We start from the raw sequence: 17,865 nt of genomic DNA on the forward strand, positions 1-17,865 counted from the left end.
TAGTTACGTCCGTTAATTTAAATTAACGGACGTAACTAGTTATATCTGCTTAAGGCATCTCGTTATGTCTTTATGTAACTGGTTATGCTCACTTGTATGCATGTATTAGAACTGGTTATATTTGCAATCATCGCGTTACACCTTTATTATAACTAGTTAAATATTGCGCCTTAAAAGCCTTGCTATACAAGGATTATAGCAGCTAGCAGCATCGGGTTATATCTAAATATTATAATTAGTTCTATCTTTATTGCTAACTAGTTCTATATATGCCTTGACGATTCTATATAGAAACTAACCAGTTCCATCTATTTAATACTATTTTATAACTAGTTCTAGGCATAAAATAACAAGTTCTATTTATATTAGAACTCGTTTTATTTTTATTACTGGTTATGTCTGCATTAGAACGGCTTGCTATAGCAACCAGTTACCCACAGATTAGAACCTTCATAATTCCCGACTAATACCCGTCAGCAAGCTATCATCAAAAGTTTGCCGATTTTTGGCTATGGCTTGGGTAACTTCTCTATGCTTCCCTGAAGTGCGATCGCGTCCATAAGGTTATGTTTTATTAGAGTTTTGCGGCATAACCAACTTGGCACGGTTCCCCGGTGCGATCGCCTGTCTACCCAGTTGTACAGCGATGGTATGAGGCAACACAAGCCCGAAGGGCGACCGGGCGACTGAAACCGCGTAGCGTCTCCTCGCTGGCACTTTTCCTCAAGGGCGATGGTCAAGTTTCTGAAAAATGTTCACGTGAACATTCGGGTGCGATGCGTGAGGGCGATCGGCTTCACCCCATTCCTATGCCCAATGACCGATGACTAATACCCGTCTTCACCTGCCTCAATTCCCGCTTTTGTATGTTTTTCAAAATACTAAGTAAACATTAATTGTCAGTACATTATAAAAATTTAAATGAGAATTAATAGCAACAAAAACTAAAAAAAATGCTTGATAAAATAGCTAAAAGCATTGCTGTATCTGGCTTTATGTGGTGACATCCTTTGTGTGTGTGGGTATATATATATGTTGTGTGGGGATGTCACCCTAACTAAGTGATGCTGATAACACTAGAGATACTTAAAAAAAGCGATGAGGTTATTGATTAATACTAGTCGGCAATCTCTCCCTTAACTGTCAGTCTCTATGTTTTTCGTAATACTAAGCAAGCTCACTGTTTCAGTACATAGGTAGATTTTAATTGAGAAGTATTCGTAATAAAAACTTAAAAAAATGCCCCCTTAAAATCGCTCAAAGCATTGCTGTACCTGGCTTTATGCTGTGACATCCTTTGTGTGTGTGGGTATATATATATGCTGTGTAGGGATGTCACGTTGATAAAGTGATGTAGATAACACATTTGTCACTTACATAAGTTGAGGGGTGTTACTACCGCCCACAATGCCCTACATTGCCTTGAGGTACACAAATTACCAGCTAACCACTACAGGCGGCTTCCTGGGCAAAATTAACCCCACTCGCGTGATGATTGAGTGGGGCGATGGATCGGGTAGGGCGATGAGGGGCGATTTTACTCAGCACCAATCCCTAAAATGTGGAGCCGAATTTGCGCCGCAGCTTCCGCCGTCAGTCCCTTTTGTTTAACAAACTCTGTAGAGTGCTTTTCCGTATAATTTTGATGTTCAATTAAACCACTAAGGCGAATAATTTCTTTAGCCGCAAGCAGCCGCGTTGAGAAATTGGCGGTTTCGCTCAACTCGATCAAAATTTGTATCGCTCGCGGCGCTGCTTCCTCAAGCAGGCTTGATATTTGCGGAAGAGTTGCCTTAGCCCTCTCAGCCCGAAATTCTTTAACTATCTGGACTTCCCCTTCAATCCCTGCTTCCAATGCCATCTGAATATGCTCCTTAGCTTTCCAGAGGTAAGCACTGCGCCGCTTTATCCCTACAGCTTCTCCTGCCTGCTCTACAGTTGAACCGTTGAGAATTTCCACTACAAACTTGTATTCTTTCTCGTTCAAATGCTGATGATTTGCACTCACATTACACCAATTTTTTTCCTATAATTCTATACTTCAATTACATCTCAAGATGCAGCCAGTGGCAATATTTGCAGACTTGCGACTGCACTAAATTACATGAAAAATTTTAGCTTCAAAAACAAAGGTTTTTGATTCAAGGTAGCGGGGTGCTTGCCTTAAGCTTGCACCCAAATTTACATTTTTGCACTAATAAATTATGCAGCCACAACCCATTGCCTGATAAGTTCTCGCTTCTTTTTTGGCAGATGCCGAGATGCCAGTTTCAAAGCCGATGGGTAAGGGACGATCGCCCTCAAATCCGCCAGCATTTCTGCATCCTCACAATAATCGAGTAGTACACTTAGATCCTGCAATCAAGCTGAAGTACTGTGCAATTCCCAGCACCTGTTTTTCAAACGTTCTGGTAACATATCCCAAGCCTCGGCTATTTGATTGTCATCCAAAGCTAAAAACTGCCTGATTGTATTGTCCAAAGTGCCTGATTTTTCAGCATCAAGCAGGTAGGCAACCCATTTCCCTTCTATGGTTTGTGGAAGCAGTTGTTTGAGCGCTCGTTGTTGTTCTGGCGTGAGCAATTTCCAGGTTTTAGCTTTCAATTCAGATGACCAGTTACTAGACAAGGTATGCAACTCTTCCCAGGAAAGAGTACCTAGCCATTCATCGATAATCGCCGCGTTACCTTCTGCCGATTTGTCTAGTTCCGATTTGACTTCTGTAGTGATTTCTGCATCTGTTGACTGTTGACTTTTAATCTGCTCCGCCAATTCCTGCTGTGTTCTGAGACTTTCTAGCATCTTGTCTAACTCGCGTTTTTCGTATTCTTTAGTGAACTTATTAGTTAAACATTCATAGATTGCTGTTCTTGATTTTTCGTCAATCGCGCTCACAGCTTTATATGAAGTTCGAGAAATGCCATCAATCCTAATTCTTCCCTGCTCTTCAGTTTTCTTACCTAAAAACTCAAGCATGGGGCGGATTAAGTCTTGAATTATTGTATTTTTGACCTTATCCCTTGGCGGCTCAATTCCTAATAATTTCTGCAAGTCTTTACGTTCTCTGTATTCTTTGTCTAGTTGCTGAATATTGGGCGATTTACACGTAAATCGTTCAGCATTAAGAACCCTTTCCTCAAACTTAAGCTCTTTTAACGCCCAAAGCTTGCCATAATCCCCAGGTAATAACTCCTTAGATGTTACATAGCGTTTTTCAAGTTTTCGTATTGTCCTAATATTGTGATTCTCAAAAGCAATTTTATGGTGACGTAGTAGCCATTCTCTAGTAATAGCCTTGACCTTATATTGTGGGCTATCATCAATTACAAATTCACGAATAAATTCAACGCCCCAAACTTCTTTATTCTCTATCCCTGGCAATCTTTCCTTAACAAAATAAGTTTTATCCCTCCTCAAGTGATTCTCAGGTGTGGGGTTTGCTTTAACCTGGTTATCAGCTTCTAGGGTTGAGTCAAAGGGGATTGATTTTTGAAATTCTACAGCTTCGCGTGACCTGATTCTCTCCTTGGCTTCCTTCATTTCATTTTTAGCCTGTTCATCAGGGTCAAGGTAAACGCACTCGACCCCATGCCCCTCGGACTCCAAAGAATAGCTGAGGCATTCTAATAAATTATCTTGTTCAAAGTTATCTAATGCTCCTAGTTCTGCTGAATATCTATCGAAAACAGGGTTAATTCTTGATTTAGCGTCATCAAACAATTGCTGTATTTGTTCATGAGATATCGCCCTATTTAATCTTTGTAATTCGTTTATTTCTTTTAAATATTCTGTTGCTGAGTATTGCTGTGGTCTGTTCCTATCTTTCACTAAACTCTTAACTGGACAGTAGATATAATGGATAAGCTTATTATTCCTTAGCCTAGCCAACAACTGCTTTTGCTGTTTGGTACTCAGAACGCCACAAAAAAGCGTAAATTGTGCGCCAAAGTGGTCTTCAAATCCTTCGGGTAGCTGAATACTAACACCACTGCCGATTGACGGAGTACCGATAACCAAGCTGATATTATTCTTGGCTATATATTCACCAGGATTGCTTAAAAATGCTTTCCCCTCATCAGTTCCAGAGGTATTTTTACTGATTACGAAAACTTTATAACCCTCTTTATCTGCGACATCAGCTAACTGCTTTACGCTTCTCTCGTCAGCGGTAATATTAATCGCATTTTCGGCTAAACCTTCACCAAAAATTCGAGAATCAGTAGTTACAAAGGCTTTTTGACCCTTGCGGATAGTATCAAGTATCATCTTAATTAATGGGCTAGGGTCATTAACAGCGAGTTTGACTTTTCCGTTTTTACCCTTTTTAGCACTAATAATAAATCTAAAATTCTTGCGTCTAATTTGTCCAGGGTTGAGGACTTTAATATTTTTCTTACCAGTTATTTCCTCTATCAAATCAGCCGATATATCCGTCATGTTACCATCTAGAAAAATATTGCCATAACTGGCACTTATAGCCCTAGAGAACATTTCTATAATTTCACCATGCTTGCTGCCTAGATTAGAACCTGTTACTAATGTTGTTAGAACTGATTCAATCTCATCAACCATTACAGCCTTGCCTGAAAAATGACCGTCAAAGTGTGGCAGAGAGTGAATACAACCCGCAATATGGCTATTAGTATCTTTAGCAAATAACTTACCGTCATCATCGCTTTGAACGTGCAATATGTCTATTCCATAACCGCCTGCTCTTTCGATTGTTTGATGAAGTAATGAGTTAATATAGCCAAGAATTGTTGTGCAAACTCCTGTGTAACCTGTAAATGGGTTATACACAGATTCTAGGCTTTTTATTAGCCTTAGTCCTTCACCAGTTTTATTGGTTCCCAGTCCAGAATTAATGAGTAGATTTTTGTTTTCAATATCCATCAACTCATCAGGAAGAACTAAATCACCATTGCAATTTAAGACAACATCAGGTGTAAATTTATTTTTGTCGATCCAGTTCAACCAATCAGGAGATTTTCTAACCTTGGTAACATAGCTCTTTGATTCCTGTTGACCAAAACCTTGACCCCTGCTTAATTCCTGTTCGCAGATTTCAAAAAATTCTTTCGGGCTGATGTGCTGGATGTCGTCAAAGTTTTCTAGCTCATCGATGTCATTGTCTTCCTTGCTGACTTGACCCCACCAACCAATTACAGGAAGATACCCTAAGTCAGTGAGTAAGTTACAGGTTTTTCGCCATCTCTCTACTACTGCTTTGTTTTGAACATCTCCAGCATCGGGAAACAGCTTAATGTGCTTATCTCCTCCAACTTCATGAGAAATCTGTGTGAGATATTTCTGTAACAAGTTGGGACTGCTTGTCCACTGCCCACCAGCTGCACCAATAACGATTAAACTTAACCCAAGGCTAGCCTTGAATGGTTTTACACCTGTGCCCTCAACTAGCCCGATGCCTTGAGGTTGTAATTGTGGGCGATGTACAGCCAAAGGTAATTCACTGAAATCTTTACCGTGAATATGGGGTGATTGCCCATCTGGATTATCCTTAGTCTTGCTTGAAAGCCATCTGTAACGCCCTTCAGTTAAAATCCCCCTTAGTCTCACTTGGCAGGCAACTATCAAACCATCGACGTTACGAACTGGCAGGAGATATCCGGCATTCGTCATTAACGTTTTACCGTCCTGGCTTACCCCTGGCAAGAGATGGCTAAATTGTTGTTGCAGATGCTGGTAACGCTCAACAGATTTGATGCCGCACAATTCAATCTCTAGATCAGAAAATCCCCGCTGCTTGAGGTCGGTTTTGTCCTCCGGTGACAGAGTGAGAGTTTCGATTAATTCTCTGTACTGTTTATCGCGCTCCTGAAGTGACAGTGATTCCTGTTTTCTCTTGGCTTCTGCCTGTTCCTGTTCGCGTCGTCGCTGTTCCTTTAGGCGTTCCCATTCATCTTGCTGTTCTCGCGTCCATTCTTCGCTGTTATCGATGGCAAATTTAGCCCATTGTCCACATTTGGTATGTCCGGTGCATTTATAGCCAGAAATTATCTCGCCCTTGCGAACATCAGCGAAGGTCATGCAAAGCCCTTGACCTTCTACGTGGTGATGTCGGCATTTATGAGTGGTATTCCCGCAGATATTGCAAGGGTCTTTTGGGGATGACGTTGTGAAACTCACGCTGCCACCTCCACTGATGCCTGTGTCTTGGCTTCAATTTGGAGAAGTACAGCAGCAACCTGACCGCTAAACCACGGTAAATCAACAAGCCGCTTGAGGTAATCTCGCTCCTCAAGGCTGAGGCTAGAGCAACTCAATAGTTCATTCGGATCAGGGCATTTTCTAAGGGCGACATCGCAGCAACCAGATCGCAAATATTTAAAACCCGTTGACCGTTCTGAAACTACGTTGACCCGGAACTCAAAGCCGCAGTGTGGGCAGATTTTCATCACGCCACCCCCATCTGCTGAAAATTAGCCAGAATGAAAAGTGCTAAATCGCCTTCAATCTGGCTTTCTGCAAGGATTTCAAGGCTTGTTGTTAGTTCCTGTTGGCGTACTGCATGAGCTAATCTTTTGTATCGCCGTGATTGACCTCTAAGGAGGGATTTTGATAAAATACTTACTGTATAAGTTTTTTTGAGTAGTGCTGTGGGGGGGGATGTTCCCACAGCACTATTGTTTTCAAACATGAGAATACCTCTATTAATTTAGTACTCTCAGGCTTTGAGTTTTGCGGAATAATCGATAAGCTTGAAGTAATAACAAAAATTACATGTTTGTCTGGTAGACAATTACTCAGGAGTTCTGACTGATAATCAGACTCTTTGCGTCCGCGCTCAAAACCTGGGAACTTGTTTGCCAGCTTTTTATTGCTAGTTAATCCGGCAAAAAAGCTGATGAATAAAGCTTAGGGTGATCGCTATTGGATAATCAAGACGATTGAAAAAGTGGAGTCCTTAGATTAAGGATAGGTTAAGAATACTTGCCCCCAGGTTGCTGCCCTTCATGCCTTTTGCCATCAATCCAGTATTCTGAAGCTAGGGTAAAGTCCAGCCTTCCTTTGATAGCTTGCGAATAGATTTTGATTTGTAAATCTGTCGCCGAATTCATCGCATCCCTGAAAGACTGAAAATGCTGGGCAATTAAGCTGTCGGTTTTGGCGAATTCCTGGCATAGCCAGTAGACAATGTGAAGCCAAGGATTTACAGGTTGCTCTTTCGTAAGTCTTTTTAGTTCGGCTTGTTGATCTTCTGTGAGTTCACCCCAAGTTCCTTGCCTGATGAGTTTATCGATCTTTGCATCTCGTTTTGTATTGAAGGTGTTGCAAGAAGGCGCTAGGCATTGTGCATAGTTAGAATTTTCTTGAAATTTTACAACTTCAAGAAATAAACCCCATGCTGAAGGAAAAACCAACGGTTCCTTTTTGGCATCAAAAGCTTTTTTAATGTCCCCAAATGCTACTTGGATAAGTGACCACAAATCTTCATACATTTTGATTAACTTCCAAACTAAGTCGTGAAATAGCTTTTCAGTCTTGTCTTCTTTCCAGTAGTCAATAGGATTGTCTTTACCAGAGAACCTGGCTTCAAAGCAGATAGCAATGATATGGTTGAATTCCCTGCACTTAATCCAATATTCTCTTTGAGCTTGGGTAGCTGTAAACCTGAGTAATTCTTCTTCAGGCAAAGATTGTAAAATTTTTGCAAATCGCCTTGCTAATTTTCCGTTCAAATCATGCTCCTTCTATGTCGTGTTCATACCTACGTAATTCTCAGGCGATCGCCCTTCCGTAGCGAGTAAGAAAAAAGTAAGAAAAGCCCGGTGTATACAGATTGCAAAAGCTTGTGGTGCTTGATTTTGGGATAGGTGCGACTGTTCACCCTAGTTGCGCGGTCGAGGCTAGTTTCCTCAGACAGATTTTTGCTGTCTTACCCAATCGCGAAAAGCGCTCTTTGCTGCTAGTTGCCCAATTTTTTTACTTTCTTGAATAAACCGGGGAATATCCTTTACTGGCACTGGGGCAAAAGTAGGACTAAATTCAACTTCTGAGTATTGGCTACCCGAAAGGGTATAAACTCGCAACACAGTACCGTTGTATCTCCAAAACTCAGGGATACCCATTGAGGCATAGAGAGATAATTTATCTATCTTGGATCTGGAGTATTCCACCTCAAGCACTAGGTCTGGTGGTGGGTCAGTCGCTAAATCAATATTTTCTTTGCCCCTAACCAATGACTCATTTTGAATGTAGTAGCTGCTATCTGGCTCCCCTCCTTTCTCTAAATCATCCCGTGTCAAGGTTAGTGAACCAGTGCTTTTGACTTCTTTGCCAAATTCCTCACACAACACAAGAACAAAACCTTCGATAACGCGGTTTGAGTTCTCGTGTGGCATTAGTGGGGTCATAATTTCTACTATTCCATTAAGGTAGGCAAATCGAGAGTTACGCTCGACTCCCATCTCAGCCAACATGGTTTTAAACGTCTGCCAACTGATGTTTTTAATTAAAGTTCTTGTTTCTGCGAGTGGGAAAGTTGTGACCATAGCGGTTCTCCTACTTAGTATTGATTGCTAGGCACAGAGCGTATTTCAAACATAATTCATTGCGTTTTAGGACTTGGGGATTCAGTTATGATGCTAAATCCTCTTGCTCGAATTCAACTTCAAACAAGTCTGCTATTCCAACACGAAAGAATTTACACAGAGTAATTAAAGTAGCTTTATCTATACGTTCAAACTGGTTTCTGTAGAGTTTTCCTACTGTAGTTGGAGATAACCCGGTAGCTTCAGCTAAATGAGCTTGCTTGATGTCCCGTGCATCCATCAATTGCTTTATCTTGCAGTTCACCTTCATATTTCCTAGAGAATCGATCTAAACATAACAGCTAATTAGCTTGCTAGCAAGTTATAAGAGCATCTTATATTATATCAAATAGCTAGCTATCTATCCTTATACATTGCTAGCTTGACAGCAAGCTAGTAAGTTAACTACCATGAAGTGAACAGCACTACTGCTCACTGAAAACCACCGAACATAAGCCAAAACCCTTATGTATCAAGAAATTGAAATGATAGACTGTCCTACCACTGAACCGGACACTGAACCGGACACTGACCGGACACTGACCGCTAAGGCATTAGCAGAGATTTTGGGAATAACCGAGAGAACAGTTTTCAAATATGCAAACCGCATCCTTGAGGCTTGGCACTGGCTACCAGAATCAGAATTTAGAGCCAATGGCATCTACACCCAAAAAGCACTTGACCAGATGCAACGGCTAAAAGATATTGGCAATGCTTCTGAGTATGCCCAACAAGTAGCCAGAGAAAACCACAAGCCACAGCAAGCTACTACCAAAACGACCGCCGCCATTGTTCCTCACAGACAGACCGAGGCATTAGAAACCAAACTGGCAACCATCCAAAAAAACACCACAGCTTTGAACATCTCAGTTCAAGACCGCATCTTGGCTATCAAAGAGCGAATCGCCACAGAAGCCAGTCGCACCAAAAACAATCAATCCGTACTTGATGAATTGGAGGCACAACAAGCTATAGCGCGGGGTATTGAGAAGGGTTTGAAAATCTTTGAATTGCAAGAGCAAGCCGCCGCCGCCACAGTCGAGCAATTGACCCTCGAAAAACTGCAACAACTTGGGTAGAGAAGCATGAAAAACCACGAAGAAATTCGCCAAGAACTAGAAGGCCTCCGCAAAAAAGCACTTGCTGACTATATCCAGGAATTCATCCCGATTTTAGAGCAAGAGCGCTACTCCCTTGATGATCTGCTAGATGCGATTGCCTCTTACATCCATTACTCAGTCAAAAAACCAGGGCATGATGACGCTCAACTGGATGTAGTTGTGAGGAAATTGGAGGAAGCCGCCCAAGAGTACCGCGATTTTCAAAAATATGACCAATCTTCAAAAGACAGTAGCCCAGATTGAGCAAAGCCAGAAACTCTCATACCTAATAGCAGCAGTAATCATCCCACTGCTAATGCTTCTCTGGATTGTTGATATCCAAGTCAAAAGCGATCGCCCTTCCCTGACAAGAAATTGCGATCGCTATTAGTCCACCCTCAAACTTAAGGATGAATCTCACAAATCATAGCTCAGACTTGCCCTAGATAGCCAAAGAAAAGAGGGGATGCAATACCTGTATCCCCTCAAAAAAGCTTCGTAAAATCCCGCAATTGAATTTATTTACACCATCATGATAAGCCAAACGCCAATTGCTAAAACTAAGGATTTAGACAGAGTTCAGTGCTTACTTATTGAGGCAGAGACAGCATTAGGAGAAGCATACGCACTGGTTTTAAAACTGAAAATATCCAACCAAATTGTTGACGAAAGAATTATTACCAACTTGGCTGATGCTTGGCACTACTCAACAGAAGCACTTAACAACATAGAGGCATAAATAAATTATGGATGATGAAAATCAGCTAAGTGCTGAAACTATCCAAAATGCTGCTGATTGCTTTGATATCAACGCTCACATGGTTGAGAAGTACAACCGATTAGAGCGCAAAATAGCAGAACTAAAAATCAAGTTTGAAGCACACAAAATTAGTAGAGGGGTAAAAACTTAATGCCTATTAGAAAAACGCCAACAACCGTTAACACTCCATCAAGAAAACCTACATTTAGTGAAGGTCAAAAATCAATAACTACTCCCATAATTACCGACTTCAAAACTAAGCCAGAGGTTGACACTAGGATACATGGTTTAGTTGGCTATAACAGCAATGACAATTCTGTTACAGTCAGCATCCCAGGATTTGAACGTTCTACCCTTGACCAAATAGCCTCTAATGTTCATAGTCCAGACTTGACCCCCATTGAGGACATTAAAAACCCTGACATCAAAAACCAAGCATCTGTGGCAGAGTTTGAAAATGCCAAGGCTAAATATGAGGGCGGGATTAGGTACAACGAGTTAATTGTATGGGCTAACAAATACGCTGGTTCTCAGTTCAAAGCACTGGCAGAAAAAGCAAAAGCATTTGCATCTGGCTTAGTAAGTCAAAGTGAGATTGAGAAAGTTTACCAGCAATTTCTAGAACTTCAAAAGCAAAAATCTATCACTCTAGAAAAAGGTGTGAATTACATCGCCCAATCTCACAAAACCGCTACAGTGCAAGCGGCTTTACCCTACACCATAGCAGAGAACGACGCAAATCTAAAGAAGCAACAATTTAAGGCTGCTAAAGGGTATCAGGAAGCATTGAAGGCTGAAGAAGATTTTGATGCTTTCCTCAAAGAGTTAGGTAACAAGAGCATTAAATAATTCTCAGAAATTGGGTAGTTAGTAATAGCTACCCTAACTTATAAAAGGATTTGAAGTCATGAAAATATTTACAATTGCAACTACAACTGGACTTGGTTTAATTACTGGTTTGATGCTTGGTAGCACTAATAAAAACTTAGCTCATACAATTGGTTTTGGTCTTGGTGGTGCATTATTAGGTGGTGGTACTGTAGCTCTCTTTTACGACACTAAATTTAATAAAATGCGTAACGGTTTAGAGTCCGACTTAGACCGCTATATTGCAGAAAATAAACGACTAAACACCATAATCAAAGACAGTGAAAAAGTTAAACATGATTTACAAAAAGCGCAAGATACAGCGTTAAAAACAATCTCTGAAATGAGTAGTGAATTATCTGATATCAAAGTTATATTGCAAACTGAAATCAATCAAGGTAAAGAACTCAGCCAGGAAAATAAACGCTTACTTATTCGCATCAATGAGTTACAGGGTGAAGTCACAGAGTTAAACAAACTATGTCAGGAAAAAGATGCTACGTTGATTGACTATGAAAAGCAGTTCGATGACCAGCTAGCCCAAGAATTTGAGAAGAAAAAGCAGGAATTAGTTAAGCAGGAATTAGCCAACGAATTTGAACTTACCCAACAAGCCTTTGATGCATTGGATGAGATGAGAGCATTAATGGAAGAATTTTTCGACTCTCATCAAAGCCAAAGACAATATTTTTTAGGGATACACGATAGATATCTTGCACATAAAGAAAACCTAAAAAACAGTCACCAAAAGGCTTACGACGAATTAAAAGATGTCAAGGATAGTTTAGAGTTACGGGTGCGAATACTACAGCAAGAGTTAGCAGGTGACTTGACCGAACCTCAATATGCTGATTTCGGTTTTGATATCAACGGGCGAATAGCCAACGAGTTAGCGCGTACCATCTGGCAGGATTTACAGTTGCCCTTGGCTGTTAAAGGATTCCAGGTTAAGCCTGACGGTGCTGTAGATATTGGGTATGGCTATTCCCGGTCAGTATCGCCACAGACAATTGTAGAAACTATCAGTAAGCATTCAGAAGCACTTGCCAAAAAACTAAGGCTATTCAAAATCACCAGCGTTCGGAAGTTAGAAATCACTGATTGCATCGTTGTAAGCTTCCGGCAATCGCCAGCCGTCAAAGACGATGAAATTAAGCTCATGGTCGGTAGTCCTGACCAATTTATCAGTTACATCACCTCACACCCAATTCGCTATCGACTGATAGCAGATCCGGGCATCGGCAAAACTCCAACTACTGCTGTAATGATTAGCGAAATTCTCAAAGCAGGATGTACTAGGGGTAATACTGGCAAGGGTGAGAAAGTACCCAACACGCTAGTTACTGTCAGCTATCCCGGTGCTGTTGGTTCACTTAAGGATTCTAGTTATCCCCTTGATATCTTCCTAAAATATGGTGACACAACCGCCGCTATTAAATCATTTGAAGACTGCCTAGAAGATGGTAAATATCGCGTTCAAAATCCTAGCTTTGCGGCTAATTACTTTCAAGTTTGGGTATGGGATGAATTAGACAATACTCTCAATTCTTGCAGTGAACCATACAAAGCAGGTGAGAATTTAAAAAAGATTTTGAAACAGTTTGGTCACAATAACATAGGCTGGATTGTTAGCGGTCAATCGGTAATGACTAAACAAATTCCAGGATTTACCAACGATGATAGGAGTTTATTTACTGAAATTATCATTGGCATTCCCAAGATTAGACATTATCTCAATACCTACGGTAAAGGTAAAAATAGTGAATCTAATCTGGCTAAACTCTCACGTAATTTAGACGCAATTGAAGAATACATTGAACATAAAAACGAGTTAGTAACTGATGATGCAAGGCTGTTAAGAGTAGCTCTGATAGTCGATAGCCGTTCGCCAAAACTCTACTTTTTACCTAACCTTGATAGCGTAGCTTTCAACTATCAAGAAATTGAAGAAGTAAAGCGACTGGCGAGCCGTGTCAGATACTCTGGCACGAGTGACAACCTCTTGACACGGGATAGCTCAAACCTAGCTACAGCAAGCACTGACACCGTGATGTCATCTGCGTCATTTTTGACTATAGGGGGTACAAGTCAAGGTGACACTAAACCCCATTGCCCTCACTGTGGAAATGCAAATTTGACCGTAAGAAAGGACAAAAGATATTACTGTTTGGGGTGTAAAAAGGTAACGGTTGCTAACAAGATTGTCTGGAGGTAGCCAGTGGAATATTACACCAGAAATGACAATATTTCAGGCTATATTTACTTGATGGAAGCTGAAGGGTATCACGGTATATTCCCAGGTCGCTATCTACGACGTTGCAAAATTGGCTTAAGTCGAAATCCACAAATGAGGCTTGATACATTTCATAGCAACCAGCCGCCATGCAACATTAAAATACTCAAGACTATCTACGTTGAGAATATGGAATTGGTAGAAAGTGAGCTACATCAAAAATTTAAGCACTGCAATGTTAAGCTACTTAAAAGCCGTGAATGGTTCGATTTATCGCCCGTTGATTTCATTAGAGTAAATTGGGAATTTTCAAAATATGAGACTCACCAAATATCTTTGAGTGAAATACCAGTCAAAGCAGTTTTGGCGGTAAGTTTTATAATCATTAGTGCTGGCTTGATGCTCTCAAAATCTTCAGAGAAGCCGATGCCAGCAAAGCCAGGATTACAAAGAGTAATCAAGTAGCGTCATCGCCCCATATCCAAAATTTAAGGGTAGGTTTTGAGCCTACCCTTTAGTTTTAGAACGGTGTGTTACCTGTCTCCCTCACCTTATCCAGATAACCTTTCCCATATTGCCCATCGTAGGTTTTGGGTGGTAGTCCTATTGCCGCATCAAAAGCACCGTCTAAGTATTCATTGGTGGTTTGTGGCTTGGTTTCGGTCTTAGTTTGGAGTAGCATCGAATTACCTTTTTTAGTAAATGGGAGTCGTTAGCGCGGCTCCCTTTTTCCTTACAGTTCTATAATAATAGAACCAGTTCTATATTAGCAAGTACAAGTTATATTAAATATATTTATGTAACCAGTTCTGCAAAAACCTTGATTATATGTAACTTGTTCTATAAAATAGAACAAGTTCTAAAAAGGTAACGGGATGTGAGCAAAGCATTACAAGAGCAAGTAAATAAGCTGTTTGAGGCGACTAAGGATTTACAAAGCTTTGAGGAAATCAAGCCGTATTGTGAGCAATTTAACGAATGGCTGAACACCAGCACTACCTACAGCATTGATAGCCTGGGTACTGTCTTAAGTCGTGTAGGTTTCTACAAAAAATTTAAATCCTTAAAGCTAGAGCAAGGTAAAAATGCTGAATCCGTGCCCAAGCATGACAAAGCTGGCAATGTCGTAGGCAATGAGCTAAGGCACTATGTTTTATTGCTTTGTGGCTTAGATAAGAAAGATTGGGAAGCTAGAAACGAAACTACACGGGTAAGCGATCGCGTAACTGCCATTAATGAAGATGGCAGCATAGGTATTGAAATCAAGCCAGATGAATACATTGAAATTACTGGCAAGTTGCTAGAAAGCAATAACCCCCATGAGTTAGCAGTGGGATTGATTGCTGCAACTGGCCGCCGTCCTCATGAGATTTTAGCCAGAGGGAAGTTTACCCCGGTGGAAAGTGAAAGCTATCAGGCAATGTTTGAGGGTCAAGGTAAAAAACGTGGTGAGAAGCCAGTTTTTAAAATCTCTACCTTATTTCCTGCCAGCTACATCATTGAAAAGCTTAATCATTTACGTAGGGATGAAAGCATTAAGTCACTCTTAAAAGAAGTTTCTAACGAGTTCCCCCGTGATGTAGCAGCACAAAACAAAGCCATTGAAGATAGACGCGGTAATTCATTACGTCGAGTAGTTCAAGAGTATTTTGGAGGTAAAGACAGTAATGAACCTTTGCTAAATTTTCGTCATGGTCAAGACCAAAATGACTGTAAAGCTTTACGTGCTGCTTGTGCTGCTTTAGTAACCGAGAGAGATTGTCAAGGTTCTATCGGTGCAAAGATGTACTTTGCTGCTTCATTTTTGGGGCATATTACCCCAGGCGAAAAAATCTCGGATTCCGATTTAAAACACATCACTACAACTCTTGGCTACTCTGACTATTACGTGACTGAGCCAGTTGGATTCCCTGACGCACCAGAGAAAGCTAAACCTACTAATGTGAAAGCTTTACCTGAAGATTTGGAAATAATTAAGAATCTGCAAGCCGAATTAAATTTAAATACCCAACATGAAGTAGTTCGTCTGTTATTAGAAAAATACAATTTAGTTACAAAACTTACACAAGAATTAGCAAAAACTAACAAGAAATTAGATGAACTAGAAGTCCAAAACAAACAGTTAAAACAAGAAGTTGAAAGTATGGAATTTACAGAGAATCAAACAATTACTCTTGATAAATATGAGCTAGAAGCTTTAATTGATGCCAGGTTAGAGGCAAAGCTAAATCAATTACCTAGCAGTGCTGAAAGCAAGCCAGTAGTAACCAAAGAAGTTACTAAAGTACAAACCAAACAGGATGATAGAGACTGGGAAGCTGTTTCATCTGAAGACCTAAAAAAATTAAAGTCTGCTGGTGCAATTGATGAGAAATTAATGAGATGTTTTGCAGCTATCAAAACTCATAATTCTACTGTTGCTACATCGAATGATGATAGGTGGTATGTGGGCAATGCTGTACTCAGAGAATTGTCGGGTTGTAATGGTCAAGTAATTGCTAAATGGTTAGAAACCCATAATGATGAAGTGACAAGCCATAATGAGGCTTATGGGTTAGGACAGTACCACAACAAACGCCACAAGGGTAAATCAATTACTGATGTGGTTAGCTGGTAGCAGAGGCGATCTCCACACTGCTCCTTACTCCTCTATCCCTTGCCCCATTCCCATCTGTAGTGCCAATTCAGCGGACTCCAACGATTAGCCAATGGATTGTACCCTCAAGTTGCGGTAAGGGATTGTAGGGTAATCTGTATTTATAGGTGTCTATTTCCCAGGTGTAATAAGGCTAAGAAGGGTAATAGATATTAAAGGAAAGTTTATGGCTGATAATAATTAGAGTAATAAAAAGTTAAAGACTATTTAAAATATTTAATTTTTATCCTGGCAATAGTAAGCAGTAGAATTTTCATAAACACTATGGCTTATTAAATAAGGTACTACATTTAGAAACACAATTTTTTGTAAATCATTCAAGCTAATATAATCTAAATCGTTTTTATCAAATTTTATTTTAGTATCCAAGTATTCTTTAACTTTGGTGTAAACTACAGGATGTTTCATGTTCTTTGCTGCACCTATCATAGTATTAGGATTAAATTTATCTTCTTTGGGATCTATATTTTCTAAAATCTTACAAGCTAGCTTACCTGCATTTATCAGGTCATCATCATGAGTGAAACTTAAGTGTTTTTCAATATCTATTTTTAATAATGGCTTTTCTAATTCAGCATTTTTATAACTATTAATAATAGTTTTACGTACTTTATTAATATATTCTTCGTCTTTATTAGAAGATGTAGTACTAGATGTAGAAACAGGTGAATTGGAATTTTCTTTAACATTATTACCAGAAATAGAATTCTTAGAATCTGAAATAGAATTCTTAGAATCTGTTGAATTAACTGAGCAAGAAATTAATGTAATAATTAGAAAAATTGATGTTACGGTTCTCATTGTGATAGAAAATAATGTTTCTTATATAATTCCCAAAAACTAATCCATTGTCACACCAGTCAATATCTAATCCCAAAACCCTATCTCCATGCCACTCAAGAGCCGATCGCCCTCACGCATCGCACCCGAATGTTCACGTGAACATTTTTCAGAAACTTGACCATCGCCCTTGAGGAAAAGTGCCAGCGAGGAGACGCTACGCGGTTTCAGTCGCCCGGTCGCCCTTCGGGCTTGTGTTGCCTCATACCATCGCTGTACAACTGGGTAGACAGGCGATCGCACCGGGGAACCGTGCCAAGTTGGTTATGCCGCAAAACTCTAATAAAACATAACCTTATGGACGCGATCGCACTTCAGGGAAGCATAGAGAAGTTACCCAAGCCATAGCCAAAAATCGGCAAACTTTTGATGATAGCTTGCTGACGGGTATTAGTCGGGAATTATGAAGGTTCTAATCTGTGGGTAACTGGTTGCTATAGCAAGCCGTTCTAATGCAGACATAACCAGTAATAAAAATAAAACGAGTTCTAATATAAATAGAACTTGTTATTTTATGCCTAGAACTAGTTATAAAATAGTATTAAATAGATGGAACTGGTTAGTTTCTATATAGAATCGTCAAGGCATATATAGAACTAGTTAGCAATAAAGATAGAACTAATTATAATATTTAGATATAACCCGATGCTGCTAGCTGCTATAATCCTTGTATAGCAAGGCTTTTAAGGCGCAATATTTAACTAGTTATAATAAAGGTGTAACGCGATGATTGCAAATATAACCAGTTCTAATACATGCATACAAGTGAGCATAACCAGTTACATAAAGACATAACGAGATGCCTTAAGCAGATATAACTAGTTACGTCCGTTAATTTAAATTAACGGACGTAACTA

At 40.0% G+C, this 17,865-nt stretch carries 16 protein-coding genes; 8 read left to right on the forward strand and 8 right to left on the reverse strand.

Features of this window, described 5'->3' with window-relative positions; all coding sequences use genetic code 11:
- Positions 1–1,537: 1,537 nt before the first annotated feature.
- The 6 genes from AACW45_RS36540 to AACW45_RS36565 form a co-directional block, all read right to left on the reverse strand.
- A complete protein-coding gene (locus AACW45_RS36540; RefSeq protein ID WP_190637929.1) occupies positions 1,538–2,008 on the reverse strand; it encodes a hypothetical protein in 471 nt (156 codons plus the stop codon).
- Positions 2,009–2,361: 353 nt separating this feature from the next.
- Complete coding sequence (locus AACW45_RS36545; protein ID WP_190637931.1) at positions 2,362–6,048, reverse strand: hypothetical protein; 3,687 nt, start codon at positions 6,046–6,048, stop codon at positions 2,362–2,364.
- Positions 6,049–6,415: 367 nt separating this feature from the next.
- Positions 6,416–6,658: a hypothetical protein gene (locus AACW45_RS36550; RefSeq protein WP_190637933.1), complete on the reverse strand. Its 243-nt coding sequence runs from the start codon at positions 6,656–6,658 to the stop codon at positions 6,416–6,418.
- A gap of 283 nt (positions 6,659–6,941) precedes the next feature.
- Positions 6,942–7,700: a hypothetical protein gene (locus tag AACW45_RS36555; RefSeq protein WP_190637935.1), complete on the reverse strand. Its 759-nt coding sequence runs from the start codon at positions 7,698–7,700 to the stop codon at positions 6,942–6,944.
- A 177-nt stretch (positions 7,701–7,877) separates the two neighbouring features.
- On the reverse strand, positions 7,878–8,513 hold the full coding sequence (locus tag AACW45_RS36560; protein WP_190637938.1) for a Uma2 family endonuclease: 636 nt from the start codon (positions 8,511–8,513) through the stop codon (positions 7,878–7,880).
- Positions 8,514–8,598: 85 nt separating this feature from the next.
- Positions 8,599–8,823, reverse strand: a complete 225-nt coding sequence (locus AACW45_RS36565; protein WP_190637940.1) for a helix-turn-helix domain-containing protein — start codon at positions 8,821–8,823, stop codon at positions 8,599–8,601.
- Between the two features lie 196 nt (positions 8,824–9,019).
- On the opposite strand from AACW45_RS36565, the gene AACW45_RS36570 reads away from it, so the two are divergent.
- The 7 genes from AACW45_RS36570 to AACW45_RS36600 all read left to right on the forward strand — a co-directional run bounded on the left by AACW45_RS36570 (position 9,020) and on the right by AACW45_RS36600 (position 13,977).
- The gene (locus tag AACW45_RS36570; protein WP_190637943.1) at positions 9,020–9,631 is read left to right on the forward strand and encodes a hypothetical protein; all 612 of its coding nucleotides are present in this window, start codon (positions 9,020–9,022) and stop codon (positions 9,629–9,631) included.
- A 6-nt stretch (positions 9,632–9,637) separates the two neighbouring features.
- Positions 9,638–9,916, forward strand: coding sequence for a hypothetical protein (locus tag AACW45_RS36575; RefSeq protein ID WP_190637946.1), 279 nt, complete (start codon positions 9,638–9,640; stop codon positions 9,914–9,916).
- 268 nt (positions 9,917–10,184) lie between these two features.
- Positions 10,185–10,391 carry a hypothetical protein gene (locus AACW45_RS36580; RefSeq protein ID WP_190637948.1) on the forward strand — a complete coding sequence of 69 codons (207 nt, stop codon included), beginning with the start codon at positions 10,185–10,187 and terminating at the stop codon, positions 10,389–10,391.
- Between the two features lie 7 nt (positions 10,392–10,398).
- The gene (locus tag AACW45_RS36585) at positions 10,399–10,563 is read left to right on the forward strand and encodes a hypothetical protein (RefSeq protein ID WP_190637950.1); all 165 of its coding nucleotides are present in this window, start codon (positions 10,399–10,401) and stop codon (positions 10,561–10,563) included.
- Positions 10,563–11,261 carry a hypothetical protein gene (locus tag AACW45_RS36590; protein ID WP_190637953.1) on the forward strand — a complete coding sequence of 233 codons (699 nt, stop codon included), beginning with the start codon at positions 10,563–10,565 and terminating at the stop codon, positions 11,259–11,261. The genes AACW45_RS36585 and AACW45_RS36590 overlap by 1 nt, the downstream gene beginning before the upstream one ends.
- A 58-nt stretch (positions 11,262–11,319) precedes the next feature.
- Entirely contained in the window at positions 11,320–13,494 is a 2,175-nt protein-coding gene (locus AACW45_RS36595) for a hypothetical protein (protein ID WP_190637955.1), read from the forward strand.
- 3 nt (positions 13,495–13,497) lie between these two features.
- Positions 13,498–13,977, forward strand: coding sequence for a GIY-YIG nuclease family protein (locus tag AACW45_RS36600; protein ID WP_313933826.1), 480 nt, complete (start codon positions 13,498–13,500; stop codon positions 13,975–13,977).
- Between the two features lie 55 nt (positions 13,978–14,032).
- Here AACW45_RS36600 and AACW45_RS36605 read toward each other — a convergent pair whose 3' ends face one another.
- Entirely contained in the window at positions 14,033–14,194 is a 162-nt protein-coding gene (locus tag AACW45_RS36605; protein ID WP_190637957.1) for a hypothetical protein, read from the reverse strand.
- A 195-nt stretch (positions 14,195–14,389) separates the two neighbouring features.
- On the opposite strand from AACW45_RS36605, the gene AACW45_RS36610 reads away from it, so the two are divergent.
- The gene (locus AACW45_RS36610) at positions 14,390–16,129 is read left to right on the forward strand and encodes a protelomerase family protein (RefSeq protein WP_190637960.1); all 1,740 of its coding nucleotides are present in this window, start codon (positions 14,390–14,392) and stop codon (positions 16,127–16,129) included.
- Positions 16,130–16,384: 255 nt separating this feature from the next.
- Here the strand turns inward: AACW45_RS36610 and AACW45_RS36615 are convergent, their stop codons facing one another.
- A complete protein-coding gene (locus AACW45_RS36615) occupies positions 16,385–16,969 on the reverse strand; it encodes a hypothetical protein (RefSeq protein ID WP_190637962.1) in 585 nt (194 codons plus the stop codon).
- Positions 16,970–17,865: the final 896 nt, after the last annotated feature.

The organism is Calothrix sp. FACHB-168, assembly GCF_963889195.1.
Lineage (GTDB): Bacteria > Cyanobacteriota > Cyanobacteriia > Cyanobacteriales > Nostocaceae > Aulosira > Aulosira anomala_A.

Coding starts and splice junctions, on each gene's coding strand:
- AACW45_RS36595 (WP_190637955.1), top strand. CDS start 11,320: ATGAAAATATTTACAATTGCAACTACAACTGGACTTGGTTTAATTACT.
- AACW45_RS36570 (WP_190637943.1), top strand. CDS start 9,020: ATGTATCAAGAAATTGAAATGATAGACTGTCCTACCACTGAACCGGAC.
- AACW45_RS36575 (WP_190637946.1), top strand. CDS start 9,638: ATGAAAAACCACGAAGAAATTCGCCAAGAACTAGAAGGCCTCCGCAAA.
- AACW45_RS36565 (WP_190637940.1), bottom strand. CDS start 8,823: ATGAAGGTGAACTGCAAGATAAAGCAATTGATGGATGCACGGGACATC.
- AACW45_RS36550 (WP_190637933.1), bottom strand. CDS start 6,658: ATGTTTGAAAACAATAGTGCTGTGGGAACATCCCCCCCCACAGCACTA.
- AACW45_RS36615 (WP_190637962.1), bottom strand. CDS start 16,969: ATGAGAACCGTAACATCAATTTTTCTAATTATTACATTAATTTCTTGC.
- AACW45_RS36605 (WP_190637957.1), bottom strand. CDS start 14,194: ATGCTACTCCAAACTAAGACCGAAACCAAGCCACAAACCACCAATGAA.
- AACW45_RS36545 (WP_190637931.1), bottom strand. CDS start 6,048: ATGACCTTCGCTGATGTTCGCAAGGGCGAGATAATTTCTGGCTATAAA.
- AACW45_RS36560 (WP_190637938.1), bottom strand. CDS start 8,513: ATGGTCACAACTTTCCCACTCGCAGAAACAAGAACTTTAATTAAAAAC.
- AACW45_RS36585 (WP_190637950.1), top strand. CDS start 10,399: ATGGATGATGAAAATCAGCTAAGTGCTGAAACTATCCAAAATGCTGCT.
- AACW45_RS36580 (WP_190637948.1), top strand. CDS start 10,185: ATGATAAGCCAAACGCCAATTGCTAAAACTAAGGATTTAGACAGAGTT.
- AACW45_RS36590 (WP_190637953.1), top strand. CDS start 10,563: ATGCCTATTAGAAAAACGCCAACAACCGTTAACACTCCATCAAGAAAA.